This is a genomic window from Pseudomonas sp. LF-5, assembly GCF_037626295.1.
Taxonomy (GTDB): domain Bacteria; phylum Pseudomonadota; class Gammaproteobacteria; order Pseudomonadales; family Pseudomonadaceae; genus Aquipseudomonas; species Aquipseudomonas monsensis.
The window spans coordinates 138,715-160,509 of the sequence record NZ_JARKMT010000013.1 but is presented as its reverse complement, the minus strand read 5'-3'; the positions used below and the strand labels follow the sequence as shown (position 1 = coordinate 160,509).

Annotated in this window: 16 protein-coding genes, 1 rRNA gene and 2 pseudogenes; 9 read left to right on the top strand and 10 right to left on the bottom strand. The window is 58.5% G+C overall.

Going from position 1 to position 21,795, the window contains the following annotated elements:
• The 7 genes from rrf to PseuLF5_RS26055 form a co-directional block, all read left to right on the top strand.
• Positions 1–76 (top strand): 5S ribosomal RNA (gene rrf, locus PseuLF5_RS28380); the annotation flags it as partial.
• Between the two features lie 153 nt (positions 77–229).
• On the top strand, positions 230–3,682 hold the full coding sequence (gene recC / locus PseuLF5_RS26080) for an exodeoxyribonuclease V subunit gamma (protein ID WP_340134990.1): 3,453 nt from the start codon (positions 230–232) through the stop codon (positions 3,680–3,682).
• Positions 3,679–7,368, top strand: a complete 3,690-nt coding sequence (recB, locus tag PseuLF5_RS26075; protein ID WP_340134988.1) for an exodeoxyribonuclease V subunit beta — start codon at positions 3,679–3,681, stop codon at positions 7,366–7,368. Before recC ends, recB begins: the two co-directional genes overlap by 4 nt.
• Entirely contained in the window at positions 7,365–9,473 is a 2,109-nt protein-coding gene (gene recD / locus PseuLF5_RS26070; RefSeq protein ID WP_123464392.1) for an exodeoxyribonuclease V subunit alpha, read from the top strand. Before recB ends, recD begins: the two co-directional genes overlap by 4 nt.
• 118 nt (positions 9,474–9,591) lie before the next feature.
• The gene (locus tag PseuLF5_RS26065; protein WP_128614355.1) at positions 9,592–10,167 is read left to right on the top strand and encodes a YfiR family protein; all 576 of its coding nucleotides are present in this window, start codon (positions 9,592–9,594) and stop codon (positions 10,165–10,167) included.
• Positions 10,164–11,432, top strand: a complete 1,269-nt coding sequence (locus PseuLF5_RS26060) for a diguanylate cyclase domain-containing protein (RefSeq protein ID WP_222833711.1) — start codon at positions 10,164–10,166, stop codon at positions 11,430–11,432. The genes PseuLF5_RS26065 and PseuLF5_RS26060 overlap by 4 nt, the downstream gene beginning before the upstream one ends.
• 46 nt (positions 11,433–11,478) lie before the next feature.
• Positions 11,479–11,931 carry an OmpA family protein gene (locus PseuLF5_RS26055; RefSeq protein WP_340134992.1) on the top strand — a complete coding sequence of 151 codons (453 nt, stop codon included), beginning with the start codon at positions 11,479–11,481 and terminating at the stop codon, positions 11,929–11,931.
• Here the strand turns inward: PseuLF5_RS26055 and PseuLF5_RS26050 are convergent.
• The 9 genes and pseudogenes from PseuLF5_RS26050 to PseuLF5_RS26010 all read right to left on the bottom strand — a co-directional run.
• Positions 11,928–12,065 (bottom strand): annotated as a pseudogene (locus PseuLF5_RS26050) (LysR family transcriptional regulator); the annotation flags it as partial. The gene PseuLF5_RS26055 and the pseudogene PseuLF5_RS26050 overlap by 4 nt on opposite strands.
• Positions 12,066–12,177: 112 nt before the next feature.
• Complete coding sequence (locus PseuLF5_RS26045; RefSeq protein WP_340134986.1) at positions 12,178–12,540, bottom strand: hypothetical protein; 363 nt, start codon at positions 12,538–12,540, stop codon at positions 12,178–12,180.
• 198 nt (positions 12,541–12,738) lie between these two features.
• Entirely contained in the window at positions 12,739–13,095 is a 357-nt protein-coding gene (locus PseuLF5_RS26040; RefSeq protein ID WP_123464399.1) for a DUF6572 domain-containing protein, read from the bottom strand.
• 10 nt (positions 13,096–13,105) lie between these two features.
• On the bottom strand, positions 13,106–14,353 hold the full coding sequence (locus PseuLF5_RS26035) for an S-type pyocin domain-containing protein (RefSeq protein ID WP_267804395.1): 1,248 nt from the start codon (positions 14,351–14,353) through the stop codon (positions 13,106–13,108).
• Positions 14,354–14,601: 248 nt separating this feature from the next.
• Positions 14,602–14,739: pseudogene (locus PseuLF5_RS26030) on the bottom strand (LysR family transcriptional regulator); the annotation flags it as partial.
• Positions 14,740–14,849: 110 nt separating this feature from the next.
• Positions 14,850–15,326, bottom strand: a complete 477-nt coding sequence (locus PseuLF5_RS26025) for a hypothetical protein (protein WP_340134985.1) — start codon at positions 15,324–15,326, stop codon at positions 14,850–14,852.
• A 43-nt stretch (positions 15,327–15,369) separates the two neighbouring features.
• Positions 15,370–15,726 (bottom strand): DUF6572 domain-containing protein, encoded by a 357-nt coding sequence (locus tag PseuLF5_RS26020; RefSeq protein WP_222833710.1) that lies wholly within the window; start codon positions 15,724–15,726, stop codon positions 15,370–15,372.
• Positions 15,727–15,736: 10 nt separating this feature from the next.
• Positions 15,737–16,990, bottom strand: a complete 1,254-nt coding sequence (locus PseuLF5_RS26015; protein WP_340134982.1) for an S-type pyocin domain-containing protein — start codon at positions 16,988–16,990, stop codon at positions 15,737–15,739.
• 248 nt (positions 16,991–17,238) lie between these two features.
• Positions 17,239–18,186, bottom strand: a complete 948-nt coding sequence (locus PseuLF5_RS26010) for a LysR family transcriptional regulator (RefSeq protein ID WP_123464405.1) — start codon at positions 18,184–18,186, stop codon at positions 17,239–17,241.
• 149 nt (positions 18,187–18,335) lie between these two features.
• Between PseuLF5_RS26010 and PseuLF5_RS26005 the strand changes: the two genes are divergently transcribed.
• Together PseuLF5_RS26005 and mmsB are read left to right on the top strand one after the other, a co-directional pair.
• A complete protein-coding gene (locus PseuLF5_RS26005) occupies positions 18,336–19,862 on the top strand; it encodes a CoA-acylating methylmalonate-semialdehyde dehydrogenase (protein ID WP_340134980.1) in 1,527 nt (508 codons plus the stop codon).
• 9 nt (positions 19,863–19,871) lie between these two features.
• Positions 19,872–20,759 (top strand): 3-hydroxyisobutyrate dehydrogenase, encoded by an 888-nt coding sequence (mmsB, locus tag PseuLF5_RS26000; RefSeq protein ID WP_123464408.1) that lies wholly within the window; start codon positions 19,872–19,874, stop codon positions 20,757–20,759.
• Between the two features lie 248 nt (positions 20,760–21,007).
• On the opposite strand, the gene PseuLF5_RS25995 is transcribed toward mmsB, so the two are convergent.
• Entirely contained in the window at positions 21,008–21,352 is a 345-nt protein-coding gene (locus PseuLF5_RS25995; RefSeq protein WP_003177747.1) for a cupin domain-containing protein, read from the bottom strand.
• Positions 21,353–21,795: the final 443 nt, after the last annotated feature.

Here is a 21,795-nt window from a genome sequence, read left to right as displayed (position 1 = left end):
CGAACTCAGAAGTGAAACGATGCATCGCCGATGGTAGTGTGGGGTTTCCCCATGTGAGAGTAGGTCATCGTCAAGATTAAATTCCGAAACCCCAATTGCGAAAGCAGTTGGGGTTTTGTTTTGTCCGCAGGAAAGTTCGTACAGCATTCACCGACTCCGTCCGGCTGTCACAACCTGCCGACAATGCTAAGGTTCTGCCCTGGCTTTCGTACTTTTCCAAGGAAACCCTATGCCGGACGCCCAGTCCCTCAACGCTGCATTCATGGTGGTTCAGAGCAACAGCCTGGACGAGCTACGCAGCCTTGTGGTCAGCATCATGCGGCGCTATCCGCTGGCACCTTTGGAGAATGAAATTGCTCTGGTGCAGAGCAACGGCATCGCTCAGTGGCTGAAGCTGGCCTTGGCCGAAGATCCCGAAGAGGATGATCTCGGCGGCTGCGGGATTGCTGCTGCCATTGATGTGCAATTGCCGGGCAGCTTCATGTGGCAGCTCTACCGCATGGTGTTGGGACGGGAAGAAATTCCTGCCAAATCCCTGCTCGACAAGGCCCCGCTGACATGGCGGCTCATGCGTTTGTTGCCGCAGGTCATCAATCGACCGCATTTCGAACCGTTACAACGTTTCCTCACCCACGACACCGACCTGCGCAAGCGCTATCAGCTGTCCGAACGTCTCGCGGATCTCTTTGACCAGTATCAGGTGTATCGTGCCGACTGGCTTGAGGATTGGGCTGAAGGGCGGCACCAGTTGCGTAACGTCAGAGGCGAGGTGAAACCGCTGCCGCCGGCCAGTTGCTGGCAGGCCGAACTGTGGCGTGCGTTATTGGACGATGTCGGTGAACAGGGCATGGCTCAAAGCCGGGCCGGCGTACATCAACGATTCATCGAGTGTATAAACAGGCTCGAGAAAGCGCCTGCCGGCTTACCCCCGCGAGTGATCGTTTTCGGGATTTCTTCGTTGCCGGCCCAGGTGCTTGAAGCACTGGCCGGGCTCGCGCGTTTCAGTCAGGTCCTGCTGTGTGTGCATAATCCCTGCCGCCACCACTGGGCCGATATCGTCGCGGACAAAGACTTGTTGCGTCATCAATACAAGCGACAATCCCGCAAGAGCGGTATGCCCGTCGTACTGGATCCCGAAACCCTGCATCAACATGCTCACCCGCTTCTGGCGGCGTGGGGCAAGCAAGGTCGTGACTACATCAATCTGCTCGATAGCTATGACGATCCCAACAGCTATCGCGCGGCCTTTCGCGACGGGCGTATCGACCTGTTCAGCGAAACCCGGCCACATAACCTGCTCAACCAGCTTCAGGACGATATCCTGGAGTTACGGCCGCTCGATGAAACCCGCGAGCTTTGGCCCGCCGTCGATCTGACGCAAGACAAGTCGATCCGTTTTCACATTGCTCACAGTGCTCAACGTGAAGTGGAGATTCTTCACGATCAGCTATTGGCGCGTTTCAGTGCCAATCCGGATCTGCGCCCTCGAGACGTGATTGTGATGGTGCCGGATATCGACAGCTACGCGCCGCACATTCGCGCGGTGTTTGGTCAACTGGATCGGCACGATCCGCGGTTCATACCATTCACCTTGGCGGATCAGGGGCAACGTGGACGCGATCCTTTGCTGATCGCCGTCGAACATCTGCTCAAACTGCCAGACAGCCGTTTCCCCGTCAGCGAAATCCTGGACCTGCTTGACGTTCCTGCACTGCGAGCCCGCTTCGGTGTGGAGGAGCGTGACCTGCCAACATTGCATCGCTGGATCGAAGGTGCCGGAGTGCGTTGGGGCATGAACGCCGAGCAGCGCGCGGGCCTGGGCTTACCGCAGGAACTGGAACAGAACAGCTGGCATTTCGGTCTGCGCCGAATGTTGCTGGGATACGCCGTCGGCAGTGCCAAAGCCTGCGCCGGTATCGAGCCCTACGACGAGATCGGTGGCCTGGATGCGGCATTGATTGGGCCCTTGGTAGCCTTGCTCGATGCGCTGGAGCTCGCTCACCAGGCGCTTATGCAACCCGCTCAACCCAAGGCTTGGGGGCAGCGCCTGCAAGCGTTGATGCAGGTGTTTTTCAAAGCCAGCAACGAACATGACGATTACTTGTTGACCCAACTGGAAGAGCTTCGTGAAACCTGGCTGGAGACGTGTGAAGCCGTAGGCCTGACAGATGACCTGCCGCTGACCGTCGTTCGTGAAGCCTGGCTGGCGGGGCTTGATCAGGGGCGCCTGTCTCAACGTTTCCTGGCCGGTGCAGTGAATTTTTGTACGTTGATGCCCATGCGGGCCATTCCTTTCAAACTGGTCTGCCTGTTGGGGATGAACGATGGGGACTACCCCCGCGCACAACCACCACTGGATTTCGATCTCATGGGCAGTGACTACCGGCCGGGTGATCGCTCCCGACGTGAGGATGATCGCTATCTTCTGCTGGAAGCGCTTTTGTCTGCGCGCAATCAGCTCTACATCAGTTGGGTTGGTCGCAGCATTCGCGACAACAGTGAACGTCCCGCTTCAGTCCTGATCGGCCAGTTGCGCGACCATCTCGCAAGCGGTTGGCGATTGCCCGACGAGAACCAGGATCTACTTGGCGCCATGACTGAAGAGCATCCCTTGCAGCCATTCAGCGCGCGCTACTTTCATGAAGGCGACCCGTTGTTCAGCTATGCCAGCGAATGGCAGGTGTTGCACCAGCAGCATGAGCTGCAAAAGGATACCGAGTTGCTCGCCCCCTACACCCAAGAGGAGCCGTTGAGTCTGGCACTGTTGCAGGATTTCCTGCGCAATCCGGTTCGGCACTTTTTCACTCAGCGACTCAAAGTGTATTTCGAAGCAGCTGAAGCACCGCTGGCGGACGAAGAACCCTTCGTACTGGACGCACTGCAGCGCTACACACTCAGCGACAGTCTGCTCGAAGCTGCGATTAGCCAGCCGGACAATATCGATCAAGCGCTCGAAGCCCAGGCCCGGCGCCTGCAAAACAGCGGACTGTTGCCAATGGCGGGTTTTGGCGAGTGTCTGCAACGCGAATTGATCGAACCACTTCCGGACTTGCTGCAGCGCTATCAACAACTGCTGACGCTCTGGCCAACGCCGCTCACCAGCGCAATACCGGTCAATCTGGAGTTAAAGGGGGGGCGTCTGGAAGGCTGGCTTGCGGGATTGCATCAACGTGCCGATGGTGGTGTCTTGTCGGTCACCACCATTCCCAACAGCATTGGCTCGATCAAAAGCCGCAAATGGCATCGGTTGACCAAACCGTGGGTCAATCACGTCGTGGCCTGTGCCAGCGCAATTCCATTGACCACTGCATTGGTGGCGAGTGACGACACGCTGCTGCTGGAGCCGCTGGATCAGGACAGAGCCACTCGCTTGCTCGCCGATCTGCTCCTGGCCTGGCAGGCGGGCATGCGACAACCTCTGCCGATCGCCGTAAAGACCGCGTTCGCCTGGTTATCCCAGTCCGATCCGCTGAAAGCCGAGGCGGCTGCCCGTAAAGCTTACGAAGGCGATGGCCTGGACAACAAGGGCGAACGCGGCGAAAGCCCTGCGCTGTCTCGCCAATTCACTGACTTCGATGCATTGCTGACCGACGAGACTTTCTCTGGTTGGTGTGATGTCTTGTATCGACCTCTGTTTGAAGCGCCTTGGCGTTCATTGGCCAGTGAAGGGGCGCGCCCATGAGTTCGAAGACTCCTCTTGCACTGGCCTTCCCGCTGCGCGGTAGCCAACTGATCGAAGCCAGCGCCGGCACTGGTAAAACCTTCACCATTTCTGCGCTCTATCTGCGGCTTATTCTGGGGCACGGCGGTGAGGCGAACGGGTTCAGTCGCGAGCTGTTGCCGCCGCAGATTCTTGTGGTGACTTTCACCGACGCGGCAACCAAAGAGTTGCGCGAGCGGATTCGCACGCGTCTGGCCGAGGCCGCGCGCTTCTTCCGCGACGAGACACCTGCGCCCGATGGACTGATCGCCGAATTGCGCGATCAGTTTGATCCGCAGCAATGGCCAGGATGCGCCAACCGCCTCGATATCGCGGCGCAATGGATGGACGAGGCCGCGGTGTCCACCATCCACAGCTGGTGTCAGCGCATGCTGCGGGAACATGCGTTCGACAGCGGCAGCCTGTTTACGCAATCGCTGGAAACCGATCACAGCGAATTGCTGGGTGAGGTGTTGCGCGATTACTGGCGGTTGTTCTGCTACCCGATGCAGGGCGACGCGCTGAACTGGGTTCGCAGTCATTGGGGCGGGCCGGCGGCGTTGTTGCCTCGTGTACGAGGCTTGTTCGCCAGTGCACGCGACAGCGACGAAGGCAAGGCTCCGGCGGAGCTGATCGACGAGTGTTTGCAGGAACGCCGGGTTGCGTTGCTTGAATTGAAAATGCCCTGGCGTGAGTGGGCGGACGAGCTGTTGGCCATCTGTCATGAAGGCGTCTCGAGCAAGACCGTCGACGGCCGCAAGATGCAGGCACGTTATTTTGAACCGTGGTTCGAGAAGCTCAAGGCCTGGGCCGAAGATGAGTCCGTGGAACAGCTGGACATCGGCACCGGCTTCACGCGGCTGACCCCCGACGGCATGGCCGAAGCCTGGAAAGGCCAGGCGCCGAGCCATCCGGGACTGGACGCGATGTCGGATCTCAAATCGAGTCTCGATGCCTTGCCGACCCCCGACGCCGCAGTGCTGCAGCATGCAGCCCGATGGGTCGGCGCGCGCTTCGAAGAAGAGAAGCGGCGCCGCGCCGAAATGGGCTTTGACGACATGTTGCTGCGCCTTGATGCGGCGCTCCAGGCCGAGGGCGGCGAGCGTCTGGCGACGCTGATCCGCGAACAGTTTCCGGTCGCACTGATCGATGAGTTCCAGGACACCGATCCGGTGCAGTACCGGATCTTCGAGAGCATCTATCGCATTGAAGAGAACAGCCCTGACACCGGTCTGTTTCTGATCGGCGATCCCAAGCAGGCGATTTACGCTTTTCGCGGTGCAGACATCTACACCTATCTGCGCGCCCGGCAGGCCACTACGGGGCGTCTGCATACGCTGGGTACCAACTTCCGTTCCAGTCATGGCATGGTGCAGGCGGTCAACCATGTCTTCGAGCGTGCGGAAACCCGGGTGCTGGGGCGTGGTGCGTTTCTGTTCCGGGAGAAAAGTGGTGAAAATCCGGTTCCGTTTCAACCGGTCGAATCTCAGGGACGTAAAGAGCATCTACAGATCGCCGGAGCGAGTGTCGCGGCGTTGAATATCTGGCACCTGTCCACCGACCAGCCACTGTCGGGCGCGGTGTATCGTCAGCATTTGGCGACTGCCTGCGCCAGTGAAATCACCGCGCTGCTCAATGGCGGGCAAACCGCTCAGGCCGGGTTCGTGCAGGAGGGCAAAGACTTCAGGGGATTACGGCCTTCCGACATTGCGATCCTCGTTCGTGACGGCAAAGAGGCACAGGCCGTGCGTGCCGAGCTCGCCGCTCGTGGTGTGCGTAGCGTTTACCTGTCCGACAAGGACTCGGTATTCGCTGCGCAAGAGGCGCACGACCTGTTGTCCTGGCTCAAGGCCTGCGCCGAACCTGATGTCGAGCGTTCGCTGAAAGCCGCGCTGGCCTGCATCACGTTAAATCTGCCGTTGGCCGAACTGGAGCGTCTGAATCAGGACGAACTGGTTTGGGAAAACCGCGTCATGCAGTTCCGTGGCTATCGCGAGCTCTGGCGCAAGCAAGGCGTGCTGCCAATGTTGCGGCGCCTGCTGCACGACTTCCATTTGCCGCAGATCCTGATGACGCGCAGTGATGGCGAGCGCGTGCTGACCAACCTTTTGCACTTGTCGGAGTTGATGCAGCAGGCCGCAGCCGAACTGGATGGCGAGCAAGCGCTGATCCGTCATCTGGCCGAGCTGTTGGCATTGTCCGGTCAGGCCGGTGAAGAGCAGATTCTGCGTCTGGAAAGTGACGAGCAACTGGTCAAGGTCGTGACCATTCACAAGTCGAAAGGTCTTGAATACCCGTTGGTCTTTCTGCCGTTTATCTGCTCGGCGAAGCCGGTGGATGGCAGTCGGTTGCCGCTGCATTACCACGACGCCTCGGGCAAGGCCCAGGTCAGCCTCAAACCCACTGCCGAACTGATTACCCAAGCGGATGAGGAACGTCTGGCTGAAGACTTGCGCCTGCTCTATGTCGCCCTGACCCGGGCACAACATGCCTGCTGGCTGGGCGTGACGGATCTCAAACGCGGCAATAACAACAGTTCCGTGCTGCATCTTTCGGCGCTGGGTTATTTGCTGGGTGGCGGCGCTTTACTGGGGGAATCGACGCAACTGAACCGCTGGCTGCATGACCTGCAACAGGACTGCCCGGCAATCAGCATCGGTGAAATGCCCGACGCCACCGCCGAACATTATCTGCCGCCGCGTAATGAGGCCATCCTCAGTGCCACGCTGTTGCCCAGACGCAAGGCCAGTGAAAACTGGTGGATTGCGTCCTACAGCGCCTTGCGTATCAGTGATGTGCTGAGTGTCGGTAGCGACGAGGCGCCGGACAGTCCGCAAGCGCAAAAGCTGTTCGATGACGAACGCCTCGACCCTGACGCCCCGCGAGAAATCATTGCCGGTGGTGCCGACATTCACCGCTTCCCGCGTGGCCCCAATCCCGGGACGTTTCTCCACGGTTTGCTCGAATGGGCGGGGGATGAGGGATTTACGGTTGCCCGCGAGGCGCTGGAAGACGCGATTGCGCGGCGCTGCAACCTGCGTGGCTGGGAGGGCTGGATCACCACCCTGAGCGACTGGTTGCAGCATCTGCTCAAATCCCCGCTACCGATTGGCGGTGAACAGCCACCGGTCATTCTCGAGCAGTTGCAACAATACCGGGTCGAGATGGAATTCTGGTTCGCCAGCCACAAGGTCGATGTGCTCAAGCTCGACGAGCTGGTGCGTCAGTACACCCACAAGGGCGTGGCCCGGGTGGGCGCCGAAGCGGTGCAGCTCAATGGCATGTTCAAAGGCTTCATCGACCTGACCTTCGAACACGAAGGCCGTTATTACGTGGCCGATTACAAATCCAACTGGCTGGGCGTGGATGATCTCGCCTACACCGAGCAAGCCATGGAGCAGTCGATTCTCGACAATCGCTACGACCTGCAATACGTCTTGTACCTGCTGGCCTTGCATCGCCAGCTCAAGGCGCGGCTACCCGACTATGATTACGACCGGCATGTGGGAGGCGCGGTGTACCTGTTCCTGCGCGGTACCCGTGCTGCCAGTCGCGGCGTGTATTTTGCGCGGCCACCCCGGGAGCTGATCGAGCGTCTTGACCGAATGTTCCAGGGCAAGCCCGAACCCAAGGACGAACCCGCATGGGAACAGGGAGTCCTGCTATGAGCCGCACCTTCGCCGATCTTTTGCCGACGCCACTGGCAGCCGACAGTCTGTCCGCACTCTCGCCGCTGACCAGCGCCGATGATTTGTTGTTGCTGATCACCCGATGGGTCGAGCGCGGCTGGCTGCGCTCACTGGATAAGGCCTTCGTGGCCTTTCTGCATGAACTGGAGCCAGATACCGATCCACTGGTGCTGCTCGCGGCGGCACTTACCAGTCATCAGCTTGGCCATGGTCACGTTTGTCTGGATCTGTTCGAAACCCTCAAAGCGCCGGATTTTGCGCTGTCGCTACCGCCCGAAGGCGATGTGCAAGGTGGCGTGCTGTTGCTGCCCTCGCAATTGCTTGAAGCGCTCGACGGCGCGCATTGGTGCAAGGTTCTGGCGGGCAGCCCCTTGGTAGCACTGGCTGCCGACAGCGGTGAGTCAGCGCAGCAACGGCCGTTGGTGCTGTCTTCGAAACGCTTGTACTTGCGGCGCTATTGGGCGTACGAGCGCCGTATTGATCTGGCGTTGCGTCAGCGTCTTGCCCAGGCTGAGGCGACACCGGTTGATCTGCCGCAACGACTCGATGAGCTGTTCGGATCCGCCGGAACCGGCGACATGATCGACTGGCAGAAACTCGCCTGTGCCCTGGCAACGCGCGGTGCTTTCAGCATCGTCACGGGCGGACCGGGCACCGGCAAGACCACTACGGTGGTGCGCTTGCTCGCGTTGCTTCAGGCGCCGGCAGTGGAGGCCGGGCACCCGTTGCGGATCCGACTGGCCGCTCCGACGGGCAAGGCAGCGGCACGCTTGACCGAGTCGATCAGTCAGCAGGTGCAATCGCTGAAAGTCGCCGAAGCGGTGCGAGAGAAAATCCCCTGCGACGTGACCACGGTGCACCGCTTGCTCGGCAGCCGTCCCGGCACCCGACACTTTCGTCATCATGCCGGCAACCGCTTGCCGTTGGATGTGCTGGTGGTCGATGAAGCGTCGATGATCGACCTGGAAATGATGGCCAATCTGCTCGATGCCTTGCCCGCCCATGCGCGCCTGGTGTTGCTGGGTGACAAGGATCAACTGGCCTCGGTGGAGGCCGGTGCAGTGCTCGGCGATCTGTGTCGCGACGCCGAGGGCGGGTGGTACAGCCCGCAGACCCGGCAGTGGCTGGAGGCGGTCAGCGGTGAGTCATTGCAGGGCAGCGGTTTGCATGAAGACGTCGATGGCTCGCATCCGCTGGCACAGCAAGTGGTGATGTTGCGCCACTCACGGCGTTTCGGCGAGGGCAGCGGCATTGGCCAGCTCGCCCGCCGGGTCAATCAGCAACTGCCGGACGAGGCCCGTGAGTTGCTGCAAACGAAGCACTATGACGATGTGTTTTCATTGCGCCTGGCCGGCGAAAACGATCACAAGCTGGAGCGCCTGCTGCTCGAAGGTCACGGTGATGGCCCACAAGGTTATCGACATTACCTGAGTGTGCTGCGCCATCAGCGTCCGCCGTCGGGCAGGCCACTGGAGCATCCGGACTGGACCGTCTGGGCCCGTGAAGTCTTGCAGGCGTTCGATGCCTTCCAGTTGTTGTGCGCGGTGCGTAAAGGTCCCTGGGGTATCGAAGGGTTGAACCAGCGCATCACGGCGGCGTTGCTCAAGGCGCGCCTGATCGAGAGTGACCAGCAATGGTACGAAGGTCGTCCCGTCCTGATGACCCGCAACGATTACGGACTGGGCTTGATGAATGGTGACATCGGCATCGCCCTGAAGCTGCCCGAACGTGAGGGGCCGGATGCCGGTAAACCGGTGCTGCGCGTGGCGTTCCCGCGCAACGATGGCCAGGGCGGCGTGCGTTTCGTGCTGCCAAGCCGGCTCAACGATGTTGAAACCGTGTATGCCATGACTGTGCACAAGTCCCAGGGCTCGGAGTTTGCCCATACCGCGTTGATCCTGCCGGATGCCCTGAATCCGGTACTGACCAAGGAACTGATCTACACCGGGATTACGCGTGCCAAGCACTGGTTCACCCTGATCGAACCGCGTGCCGGGGTCTTTGAAGAGGCGGTGCAGCGCAAGGTCAAACGCCTGAGCGGATTGATGCTGGAGCTGGAGGAGGGCAGTAAGGCTAGGCGATGAAGTAGCGGTGATCAGCTGGAATTACTGACCAAGCGGTCAGAGGTCGATGCCTCGCTGGTGTTTCCCTGCTGTGCTATCGTTGCGGCATCATTTCGGTACGGTCCAAGAGAATCCCTGCATGAAGGTGTCTGTCTGGGCGGCAGAGCGCGCAACGGGCTGCAAGCACGCGTTGCTTGTCGGTCTGCTCTGGTTGTTGACGGGCGTTGCCGTTGCGCAAACGCAAGCGCCGACGGGCATGGCTGAACAACGGGCAAAATCCGTCACTCAGGTCGTTCTTGGCATCCTCAGCTACGCACGCTGGCCGGTGGAGCCTGCGCAGTTGCGCCTGTGCATCGTCGGCCCCACCGAATACACCGATGATCTGGTCAAAGGCACCACCCAGGCCACGGGCCGTCCCGTTGTCGTCCGGCGACTGCTCGCAGACAACCCGGCCATCGTCAGCGAATGCGACGCGGTGTACATCGGCAAACTCACCACGGATGAACGCAGCCGACTGTTCACTTCGCTGATCGGCCATCCGGTGCTGAGCATCAGCGAAGGCGGCGACCAATGCACGGTCGGCAGCCTGTTCTGCCTGCGGGTGGGCGATGAGCAAGTGTCGTTCGAGGTCAACCTCGACTCCGTTGCCCGCAGCGGCGTGCGCATTCATCCCAGCGTGCTGCAGTTGTCGCGCCGCAAACCGGCGGCCCCATGAAGTTGTTCAAACCTGGCAGCCGCCCAACCCTGGGTTCGGTGATTGGCCGAGGGCATTTGATTGTCGCGCTGGTCGGTGTGGCGATGGCCAGTGTGTCGCTGACCTTTCTCGGCGTGCTGGCGTTGCGGGTCTACGCCGACCACAACCTGCACCTGATCGCCCGCTCGATCAGTTACACCGTCGAGGCGGCCGTCGTCTTCAACGACAAGTCTGCCGCAACCGAAGCGCTGGCCTTGATCGCCTCCACCGAAGAGGTGGCAGATGCTCAGGTGCTGGACGCGACAGGCCAGTTGCTCGCCCATTGGCAGCGTCCGGAAAACGGTCTGTTTTCCGGTTTGGAAATGCAAATTACCCGCGCCGTACTGGAGCGCCCGATCAACCTGCCGATCATGCATCAGGATCGGGAGATCGGTCATATTCTGCTCACCGGTCACGGCGGCAGCCTGATGCGGTTTCTGTTGAGCGGTCTGGCCGGGATTTTTCTGTGTACCGCGATCAGTGCCTGGGTGGCGCTGTACCTGGCGCGTCGACAGTTGCGTGCGATCACCGGCCCGTTGCGCCGCCTCGCCGATGTAGCTCACGCCGCTCGCAGCGAACGGGCACTGGATCGCCGCGTACCGCCGGCGCAGATCGCCGAACTGGACAACCTCGGCAATGACTTCAACGCTTTGCTCGGCGAACTCGAATCCTGGCAAAGCCACCTGCAAAGCGAAAACGAAACCCTTGCCCACCAGGCCAGCCACGACAGCCTCACTGGTCTGCCGAACCGTGCCTTTTTCGAGGGCCGTCTGATTCGGGCCTTGCGCAATGCCGGCAAGCTCAACGAGCGGGTGGCCGTGCTGTTTCTCGACAGTGATCGCTTCAAAGGCATCAATGACAACTTCGGTCATGCTGCCGGCGACGCGGTGTTGGTGGCGATCGCCAACCGGGTCCGCGCGCAACTGCGTGAAGAGGATCTGGTCGCGCGTCTGGGCGGTGACGAGTTCGCCGTGTTGCTCACTCCGCTGCACAGGATCGAAGACGCCGAGCGCATTGGCGACAAGATCCTCGCCAGCATGGACATGCCGATTGCGCTGCCGGGCGAAACCAGTGTCGTGACTTCGCTCAGTATCGGCATCGCGGTTTATCCCGACCATGGCGCCACACCCGGTGCGCTGCTGAATGCCGCTGACGCGGCGATGTATCAGGCCAAGCGCCTGTCACGTGGCGCCCAATTCACGGCCGGGTCGGAGCACCCGGCCGATCCCATTCAAACCAGGAGCTAATCCCGTGTTCAAACTTCCCGTTCGATTGTTTTCCGCCGTATTGCTGATGGCCCTACTGGCCCTGACCGGCTGCCAGACCGCCCCGCAAAAAGGCCTGACCCCGGCACAAGTCGCGGTACTCAAACAACAGGGCTTTGAGCTGACCGATGAGGGCTGGGAGTTTGGCCTGTCCGGCAAGGTGCTGTTTGGCAGCGACGTCGAAAGCCTGAACAGCCAGAGCACGGAAATCGTCGAGCGCATCGGCAAGGCCTTGCTGGGCGTCGGCATCGAGCGGGTGCGGGTCGATGGCCACACCGATGCGTCGGGTAAGGAAGCCTACAACCAGCAACTGTCGCTGCGTCGTGCGAAAAGTGTCGCCAACGTCTTGCTCACAGTCGGCATGAAGCAAGAAAACATCCAGCTGCAGGGCCTGGGCAGCAAAGAGCCTGTGGCGTCCAACGATACGGTGGCCGGTCGCACGGAAAACCGCCGGGTCTCGATTGTGGTCAGCGCCGACTAGTCGGCGAACCGCATCTCCCGAGTTTGCCCCATCAGCAGACCCTTTTTGCGCTGGGGCACCTCGCGGAAGTCATCCCACAACAGGGTAATCCGCTTCAACTTCCTGAGATCCGCCCGGTGGTGCATCCAGAACTTCAAGGAGCTCAGGTTCATTCAATGATTACGGGGGGAACCGCCGTCGGTATTCTTGAAGTTCGACCTTTTGTTAAACCACGGTCGACAATCCTTTTGTATGTGCCGGCTGTCGCTACAGCACAGCATCTCTATCATTCAACGCGATTTCGATCACTTGCTCTGGGGATAGTCGCTGTGGGTAATCTGCTTCATCGAAGTATTCGTCTGGCCAGAAGATCAGATCGGATACGCGCTCATTGGGAATGTTGATTGCCAGCATGCTCAACCAAAAATCAATCTCATGTTCGGCGCCATCGCACTCCATCACCCTTCGGGTGAGTTCTATAAGCTCACGCTTCGTTACATCTGCCACGCGCCGTTCAAACGGTGTTGCTAAGACCTTGCGAACCCATGTGTCATGGTCCTGGCCTCCATAAATGCCTTGAAAGTCGATGAACTCAAGCTCGGTCATGGCTTGCCGATTGAAAGCGGCCAATTGCTCCCGAGTTTATTCTCGATGTCCGCAATCAATTTGTTCAGACAGTTCTGTCAGCCGAGCGACCAAAGACTTATCCAGCGACGGGGGCATTAAATCAGGGCGAAGTCCCATATGTTCTCTCACAGGCCATTGATTATTCTTTGAATCCCGGCAAGCCTAGAGCGGCACGCCATTCTTCGAGCATTCGGGTCATGCCTACATGCCCCGTATCGCCTCATTCTCATCAAGCACAAACTCTAGCCCGATACCCACCTCTTTCAGCACCTCAGCAGCGCGATCAATAAAGAGCTCGCCTTGCTCTGGCAGCTCATACAATCCGTTGATGCGGATGATGGGGTGCTTCCCGAGTGCATTAGGTATTTCGGTGTAGATCTCGCCGCTCTCGATGAATGCAACGTAGGTGTTGAGCTTGTCTTGAAGCAATTGCAGGTGCTCGCCTTGCTCAGCTTTTTCACCCCATTCAAGGTGGTCAGAGACATACAACACTACGTTGTCAGGCTCCCAAGTAGGGATTGCCCAGATATCGATTACCTGCGAATTCGTGATGGACATGTCTGCTCCTTCAGGGCTTTGGTCGAACGATTTCGACTCTGGTTGGTGGAATTACTGTTCCACTGGGAAAGCCCGGTTTCCCTTTGCCGACGACAACAGCGCCGCTTTCTTCAATCTCTGGATACGCTAGTTTTTGGTTGCGGGTCAGTGGCGCTGTTTCTGACGATTTGCATTCGATACAGGAGATATTGCCGTCAGCATCACGTCCTAGCATATCGAACCTGGTGCGCACTCCGCTTTTGGTCTTGGCTGTCACTTCTCTGCCCACCTCCGGTGTGTTTGCCCGTAGCTCGCGTTCCTTTTGGTCTTCGAAGGCCTTGCCTTTCTCCTTGTTCTTCTCCAACTGTGTACTGAACACAATGTAGATCGGCTCGATCCCAGAGTCAGGGAACCAGATAATCGCATCCTGGAACTCAGGAGGATGTGCAGGGTTTGCCAACACCGAGTCAGACCGTGCTGTCGGCGGATACACCCAGGCAGATGGCAACTGTGGGGCACCTTCAAGTGCAGGAATACCCAGTACACCATCACCACTTTCTGTTGGCGTCCATGTCAGGCCAATTCCGTTGCCAATGTCAGCAACGTATTTCTCCCCGACCTTCTCACCCCTGATGACTGGAACGTTTTCCCATTCCGGTTTGCCACCCGTGTAGAAGCCATAAACGTCAACGGAGCCGTCCGGCAACGTCTTCACGTTGAAACGGACACGAGAGCGGCCAGTTTCAAGCGTTGCGTACTGATCGTTCGTGTAGAAGGCGCTGTCTGGGGAAATGCGGGTGTTTGGTATCAGCATCCCAACCATGCCCGTTACGAAGCCCGCAGCAACCACACTTGTTCCTGTCAGTAGACCCAGTGACAGTGATCCGCCAAGACGTTGAGCAATTGCACTGCCGTTGGCAGACCCTGCCACCAGTTGCAGTGGGGTGCCTTGCGCTGTGATTGCTGCGCCGGTGCCAAGCACAGCCCACAGGCCGTACTCGGCCAGTTTTTCAACAGGTACAAACCCGGATGGGTTGTTGTGATTGATCACGCCGTCGGGAAGGTTACAACTCTTGGCAAAGACGCATCCGCGTGGTGCCACTTCATCCCGCTTTTTAATCGCATTCCTGCGTGCGTCCGCTTCCCGCTCGTTCCTTTCATTCGCCGTCACTGTTCTGCCCCAAGCGGCCTGCACTGCCTCTGTCGCCTCTGCATGTCGCCTGTTGCTGTCTATCCCGTTACATCCTCGATAATTCGGGAACAGGTTTTCAACCGCCATAACATCCCTTGTGCAAATTGGCGATCCTTCGCCATTGAAGTGCGACAGGACGCTACTCCAAGGGTGTTTGGCGTGTATGTAGGGCGCTTCCCAAAGTTCTGAAAAATCTTCAGAGGCTGCTTGAGTGGTTTGATTTCATTGCGGGGGGCGGAAGTGCAGGGGGGACCGGTTGCGTATCAACCAGGGATATAAACGACTGAAGGCTGTAGAGCACGTTACGAATCCGCAGCCTTATTCCTTGAAAGTTTTTAGTCAGCGAACTGCATTTCGCGGGTCTGCCCCATCAGCAGACCCTGATTACGCTCGGTCACCTCACGGATGTAATCCCACAACAGGGTGATCCGCTTCAACTTCCTGAGATCCGCCCGGTGGTGCATCCAGAACTTCAAGGAGCTCAGGTTCATTCAATGATTACGGGGGGGCGCCGTCGGTATTCTTGAAGTTCGACCTTTTGTTAATCCACGGTCGACAATCCTTTTTTATGTGCCGGCTGTCGCTACAGCACAGCATCTCTATCATTCAACGCGATTTCGATCACTTGCTCTGGGGATAGTCGCTGTGGGTAATCTGCTTCATCGAAGTATTCGTCTGGCCAGAAGATCAGATCGGATATGCGTTCATTGGGTATGTTGATTGCCAACATGCTCAACCAGAACTCGACTTCATGGTCAGCGCCAACACCCTCCATGACCCTTCGAGCCAACTCAACCAACTCTTGCTTGGTCACGTCTGCCACGCGCCGCTCATACGGTGTTGCTAAGACCTTGCGAACCCATGTGTCGTGAGATTGCCCGCCATAGATTCCCTGAAAGTCGATGAACTCAAGTGCGGTCATTGCTTCCCGGTTGAATGCTGCCACCTGACTCTGGGTTTGTTCTTCGTGCCCGCAATCAATTTCTTCTGCAAGTATCGTCAATCGAGCAACCAAGGGTTCATCCAGCACCGGTGGCATTAAGTCAGGGCGAAGCTTCATAGTTTTCTCCTTGAGCAATCCGCTAGCCTTTGGACACGGGTAGTCACATTTTGCGAATTTTCTCGCTTTCTTTCAGCACGAACTCAAAGCCGATACCTGCACTTTTCAGAAGGTCAGTGACTCGGTCTACAAAGGTTTCGCCTTGTGCCGGCAGCTCATACAAACCGTTAACTCGGATGATTGGTAGCTTGTCTTTCGCTGGCGGGTAGCTTTCCAGCAGCTCTCCGCTCTCAATGAAAGCAACGTAGCTGTTGATCTTTTCTTGAAGCAGTAGCAGGTGTTCGCCTTGTTGCGCTTTATCACCCCACTCAAGGTGGTCAGTGATTACCAAAATAACGTTTTCAGGCTCCCACTCGGGCACCGCAATAATATCGACTACTTTTGTTTCGGTAATGGACACGTCTGCTCCCTCAGAGGGTTGGGTCGGGTCGAATGATGTCAATTCTTGTAGGTGGAATTCTGGTGCCTCCGGGGAAGCCGGGTTTTCCTTTACCTACAACCGTACCCCCCGTTTTCTCAATTTCAGAAAAGGCCGATTTCTGATTCTTGGTCAATGGCGCTGTATCGGATGATTTGCATTCGACACATGAGATTTCACCGTCAGCGTCTCGCCCAATCATATCAACTCGGGTTTTAACTCCGTTGTCGGCTTTAATTGTAATCTCGCGGGCTGCCTCGGGTCTGGTTTTGCTGTACTCCTCGAAGGATTCGTCTTCGTACTCTTTGCCTCTCTGCTTGTTCTTTTGCAGTTGCGTGCTAAGCACGATGTAGAGTGGCTCAATGCCCGAGTCAGGGAACCAGATAATCGCATCCTGGAAATCAGGAGGATGTGCAGGGTTTGCCAACACCGAGTCAGACCGTGCTGTCGGCGGATACACCCAGGCAGATGGCAACTGTGGGGCACCTTCAAGTGCAGGAATACCCAGTACACCGTCACCACTTTCTGTTGGCGTCCATGTCAGGCCAATTCCGTTGCCAATGTCAGCAACGTATTTCTCACCAACCTTCTCGCCCCTGATGACTGGAACGTTTTCCCATTCCGGTTTACCACCTGTGTAGAAGCCATAAACGTCAACGGAGCCGTCCGGCAACGTCTTCACGTTGAAACGGACACGAGAGCGGCCAGTTTCAAGCGTTGCGTACTGATCGTTCGTGTAGAAGGCGCTGTCTGGGGAAATGCGGGTGTTTGGTATCAGCATCCCAACCATGCCCGTTACGAAGCCCGCAGCAACCACACTTGTTCCTGTCAGTAGACCCAGTGACAGTGATCCGCCAAGACGTTGAGCAATTGCACTGCCGTTGGCAGACCCTGTCACCAGTTGCAGTGGGGTGCCTTGCGCTGTGATTGCTGCGCCGGTGCCAAGCACAGCCCACAGTCCGTATTCGGCCAGTTTTTCAACAGGCACAAACCCGGATGGGGTGTTGTGATTGATCACGCCGTCAGGAAGGTTACAACTCTTGGCGAAAACGCATCCGCGTGGTGCCACTTCATCCCGCTTTTTAATCGCATTCCGGCGTGCGTCCGCTTCCCGCTCGTTCCTTTCGTTCGCCGTCACTGTTCTGCCCCAAGCGGCCTGCACTGCCTCTGTCGCCTCGGCATGTCGCCTGTTGCTGTCTATCCCGTTACATCCTCGATAATTCGGGAACAGGTTTTCAACCGCCATAACATCCCTTGTGCAAATTGGCGATCCTTCGCCATTGAAGTGCGACAGGACGCTACTCCAAGGGTGTTTGGCGTGTATGTAGGGCGCTTCCCAAAGTTCTGAAAAATCTTCAGAGGCTGCTTGAGTGGTTTGATTTCATTGCGGGGGGCGGAAGTGCAGGGGGGACCGGTTGCGTATCAAGCAGGGATATAAACGACTGAAGGCTGTAGAGCACGTTATGAATCCGCAGCCTTTTTCCTTGAAAATTTTTAGTCGGCGAACTGCATTTCGCGGGTCTGCCCCATCAGCAGACCCTGATTACGCTCGGTCACCTCACGGATGTAATCCCACAACAGGGTAATCCGCTTCAACTTGCGCAGGTCTTCGCGGCAGTACATCCAGAACTGCCGGGTGATGTCGATCTCTTCGGGCAGCACCGGCAACAGGCGTGGATCCTGCGCGGCGAGGAAGCACGGCAGAATCGCCAGTGAACGCCCTTGCTGCGCCGCGACGAATTGCGCGATCACGCTGGTGCTGCGCAGATGGGCGCTGGCGCCGGGCAGCACATTTGCCAGGTACAGCAGCTCCGAGCTGAACGCCAGGTCATCCACATAACTGATGAATTGATGCTTGCCCAAGTCTGCCGGGCGGCGGATCGGTGGGTGTTTGTCGAGGTAGTCCTGGGTCGCATAGAGCTGCAAGCGGTAGTCGCAGAGTTTGCAGCACACGTACGGCCCGTGCTCCGGGCGCTCCAGGGCGATGACGATGTCAGCTTCGCGTTTGGACAGGCTGATGAAGTGCGGCAGCGGCAGGATGTCCACCGAGATCGCCGGGTAGGCGTCGACGAAGTGGCTCAGCTGCGGGGTGATGAAAAAGCTGCCGAAACCTTCGGTGCAGCCCATGCGCACGTGCCCCGACAGCGCCACGCCGGAACCGGACACCTGCTCGCAGGCCATGTGCAGCGTGCTTTCAATCGACTCGGCATACCCCAGCAGCCGCTGGCCTTCGGCGGTCAGCACAAAACCGCTGGTGCGCGATTTTTCGAACAGCAGCGTACCCAATGCGGCTTCCAGCGAACTGATGCGCCGCGACACCGTGGTGTAGTCGACCGCCAGGCGCTTGGCCGCAGTGCTGGCCTTGCGGGTGCGGGCGACTTCGAGGAAAAACTTGAGGTCGTCCCAATTCAGGGAACCGAGTGAGGTGATGTTTTTTTGCATGATGGACGGGCTTATATGTGCGTTCTTATTAGAAGTTTGCACATCTATACTCCAAAAACAGTCCGACAACCAATTCGTGACACACGCCTCATCTCAAGGCGAACCTTTCGCCTTGGCTCCTACGATAAAAACAAGTTTCGGAGACCAGCATGAACGCATCGCTTACGCCCAATGAAACCACGGTCCAGAAGGTCAAGCTGCTGATCGACGGCGAGTGGGTCGAATCGCAGACCACCGAGTGGCACGACATCGTCAACCCGGCGACCCAGCAAGTGCTGGCCAAAGTGCCGTTCGCCACCGCAGTTGAAGTCGATGCCGCCATCAGTGCCGCACACCGCGCGTTCCAGACCTGGAAACTGACGCCGATCGGCGCACGCATGCGCATCATGCTCAAGCTGCAGGCGCTGATTCGTGAGCATTCCAAACGCATCGCCGTCGTCCTGAGTGCCGAGCAGGGCAAGACCATTGCCGATGCCGAGGGTGATATTTTCCGTGGTCTGGAAGTGGTCGAGCACGCGTGCTCCATCGGCACTCTGCAAATGGGCGAGTTCGCCGAAAACGTTGCCGGCGGCGTCGATACCTACACCTTGCGTCAGCCAATCGGTGTGTGCGCCGGCATCACCCCGTTCAACTTCCCGGCGATGATTCCGCTGTGGATGTTCCCGATGGCTATCGCCTGCGGTAACACCTTCGTCTTGAAACCTTCGGAACAGGATCCGCTGTCGACCATGCTGCTGGTCGAGTTGGCGATCGAGGCCGGCGTTCCGGCCGGCGTGCTCAATGTGGTGCACGGCGGCAAGGATGTGGTCGATGCCTTGTGCACCCACAAGGACATCAAAGCGGTATCGTTCGTCGGTTCGACCGCGGTCGGTACCCACGTCTATGACTTGGCCGGCAAGCACGGCAAACGCGTGCAGTCGATGATGGGCGCGAAGAACCACGCCGTGGTACTGCCGGATGCCAATCGCGAACAAGCGCTGAATGCGCTGGTCGGCGCCGGTTTCGGTGCGGCCGGGCAACGTTGCATGGCCACCTCGGTGGTGGTGCTGGTCGGTGCGGCGAAACAATGGCTGCCGGACCTGAAAGCGCTGGCGCAGAAACTCAAGGTCAACGCCGGCAGTGAGCCGGGCACCGATGTCGGCCCGGTGATCTCGAAGAAAGCCAAGGCGCGGATTCTCGAGCTGATCGAAAGCGGCATCAAGGAAGGCGCCAAGCTGGAACTGGACGGTCGCGACATCAAGGTGCCGGGCTATGAGCAAGGCAACTTTGTCGGCCCGACCCTGTTCTCGGGGGTGAAGACTGACATGCAGATCTACACCCAGGAAATCTTCGGTCCGGTACTGGTGGTGCTGGAAGTCGACACCCTCGATCAGGCCATCGCGCTGGTCAACGCCAACCCGTTCGGCAACGGCACGGGTCTGTTCACCCAGAGCGGTGCAGCGGCGCGCAAATTCCAGAGTGAAATCGACGTCGGCCAGGTCGGCATCAACATCCCGATTCCAGTGCCGGTGCCATTTTTCAGTTTCACCGGTTCGCGCGGTTCGAAACTTGGCGACCTCGGACCGTACGGCAAGCAAGTGGTGCAGTTCTACACCCAGACCAAAACGGTCACGGCGCGCTGGTTCGATGACGACAGCGTCAACGACGGCGTCAACACCACCATCAACCTGCGCTGAGGACTGGCCATGAAAATCGCATTTATCGGGCTGGGCAACATGGGCGCGCCGATGGCGCGCAACCTGATCAAGGCCGGCCACTCGCTGAACCTGGTCGACCTGAACAAGACCGTGCTGGCGGAACTCGAGCAACTGGGTGGCAGCATTCGCGCTTCGGCGCGGGAAGCCGCCGAAGATGCCGAACTGGTGATCACCATGCTCCCGGCCGCTGTGCATGTACGCAGCGTCTGGCTCGGTGAGGATGGTGTGCTTGCCGGTATCGGCCAAGGCGTACCGGCGGTGGATTGCAGCACCATTGATCCGCAGACCGCCCGCGATGTCGCCGCTGCCGCAGCCAAACAAGGCGTGGCAATGGCTGACGCGCCGGTCTCCGGCGGCACCGGTGGTGCGACCGCTGGCACGCTGACCTTTATGGTCGGCGCCACGCCGGAGCTGTTCGCCACCCTGCAACCGGTGCTGGCGCAGATGGGTCGCAACATTGTGCATTGCGGTGAAGTCGGCACCGGGCAGATCGCCAAGATCTGCAACAACCTGCTGCTGGCGATCTCGATGGTCGGCGTCAGTGAAGCGATGGCGCTGGGCGATGCACTGGGGATCGACACCTCGGTGCTGGCCGGGATCATCAACAGCTCGACCGGGCGTTGCTGGAGTTCGGAAATGTACAACCCTTGGCCGGGCATCGTCGAAACGGCACCGGCCTCGCGCGGGTATACCGGTGGGTTTGGTGCCGAACTGATGCTCAAGGATCTGGGGCTGGCGACCGAAGCGGCGCGTCAGGCGCACCAACCGGTCATGCTCGGCGCGGTGGCGCAGCAGTTGTATCAGGCGATGAGTCAGCGCGGCGAGGGCGGCAAGGACTTCTCGGCGATCATTAACAGCTATCGTAAACCGCAATAGTTTGCCGCGGCTTTTGTGGTGAGGGCGCTTTGTGGCGAGGGGATTTATCCCCGCTGGGTCGCAAGGCGATCCCCTGCGTACTGTCAGTCAAATCGGCTATTCAGGTTTGGCGACTGCTGCGCAGCCGAGCGGGGATAAATCCCCTCGCCACAGGTTCTCTAGTGCCACAGCGTCCACAAGGCCAGGCAGTCAGAATGCAGCAGGTGTTGCCGGGAAATCACGTCGGGTGATCTCCCGGCTTTTTTGCATCAGGCGAACACGAAATACTTGCGCACGGTCTCGACCACTTCCCACGTGCCTTTCATCCCCGGCTCTACCACAAAGATGTCGCCAGCACGCAAGTGGATCGGCGCCATGCCATCCGGGGTGATCACGCAGTAGCCTTCCTGGAAATGGCAGTACTCCCACTTCACGTAATCGACGCGCCACTTGCCCGGTGTGCAAATCCAGGTGCCCATGATCTTGCTGCCGTCTTCGCTGGTGTAGGCGTTGAGGTTGACGGTGTGTGGGTCGCCTTCGAGTTTTTCCCATTTGCAGGCATCGAGTACCGGCAGCGGGTGGGTGTCGCGCAGAACGGTGATGGGGGCGGTCATGTGTCGGCTCCAGACAAGGCGATGAAACGGAAGCAGCACCGTATAGCGCCACGCTCTATGTCAGATGTCTGTGCTCGACATTCAGTTATCCATAAACGCTGCCTCAGGTTTACTCACAACCTGAATAAACCTTCCTGTGAACTCAATTAACAGCAGTATTGATCCAGGACAAAGGTTATGAAGTTATAACTAATTTACTTCTCCGGTATTTTTCTTTTCTTACGTCAGTGCCATCTCGTTAAGTTGTTCTCGAGACTTCTTTCGCATGAGGGCGCGGGCGCTTCACCATACCCCGTCTTTGTTAAGTAAATATGTCGCTCGTCATGCTGCTCTGCACCAATGGGGCGCGGTGGTTGCGGGACTTTGTACGCTTTTCCCAAGTTGTAAAAAAACCTTGAATAGTTCGTTGACTCTCCCCTTAAGGGCAGAGTTTAGATTGCCGC

Coding starts and splice junctions, on each gene's coding strand:
- PseuLF5_RS26025 (WP_340134985.1), bottom strand. CDS start 15,326: ATGAAGCTTCGCCCTGACTTAATGCCACCGGTGCTGGATGAACCCTTG.
- recC (WP_340134990.1), top strand. CDS start 230: ATGCCGGACGCCCAGTCCCTCAACGCTGCATTCATGGTGGTTCAGAGC.
- mmsB (WP_123464408.1), top strand. CDS start 19,872: ATGAAAATCGCATTTATCGGGCTGGGCAACATGGGCGCGCCGATGGCG.
- PseuLF5_RS26015 (WP_340134982.1), bottom strand. CDS start 16,990: ATGGCGGTTGAAAACCTGTTCCCGAATTATCGAGGATGTAACGGGATA.
- PseuLF5_RS25995 (WP_003177747.1), bottom strand. CDS start 21,352: ATGACCGCCCCCATCACCGTTCTGCGCGACACCCACCCGCTGCCGGTA.
- PseuLF5_RS26040 (WP_123464399.1), bottom strand. CDS start 13,095: ATGTCCATCACGAATTCGCAGGTAATCGATATCTGGGCAATCCCTACT.
- PseuLF5_RS26060 (WP_222833711.1), top strand. CDS start 10,164: ATGAAGTTGTTCAAACCTGGCAGCCGCCCAACCCTGGGTTCGGTGATT.
- PseuLF5_RS26035 (WP_267804395.1), bottom strand. CDS start 14,353: ATGGCGGTTGAAAACCTGTTCCCGAATTATCGAGGATGTAACGGGATA.
- PseuLF5_RS26010 (WP_123464405.1), bottom strand. CDS start 18,186: ATGCAAAAAAACATCACCTCACTCGGTTCCCTGAATTGGGACGACCTC.
- recD (WP_123464392.1), top strand. CDS start 7,365: ATGAGCCGCACCTTCGCCGATCTTTTGCCGACGCCACTGGCAGCCGAC.
- PseuLF5_RS26065 (WP_128614355.1), top strand. CDS start 9,592: ATGAAGGTGTCTGTCTGGGCGGCAGAGCGCGCAACGGGCTGCAAGCAC.
- PseuLF5_RS26055 (WP_340134992.1), top strand. CDS start 11,479: ATGGCCCTACTGGCCCTGACCGGCTGCCAGACCGCCCCGCAAAAAGGC.
- PseuLF5_RS26005 (WP_340134980.1), top strand. CDS start 18,336: ATGAACGCATCGCTTACGCCCAATGAAACCACGGTCCAGAAGGTCAAG.
- recB (WP_340134988.1), top strand. CDS start 3,679: ATGAGTTCGAAGACTCCTCTTGCACTGGCCTTCCCGCTGCGCGGTAGC.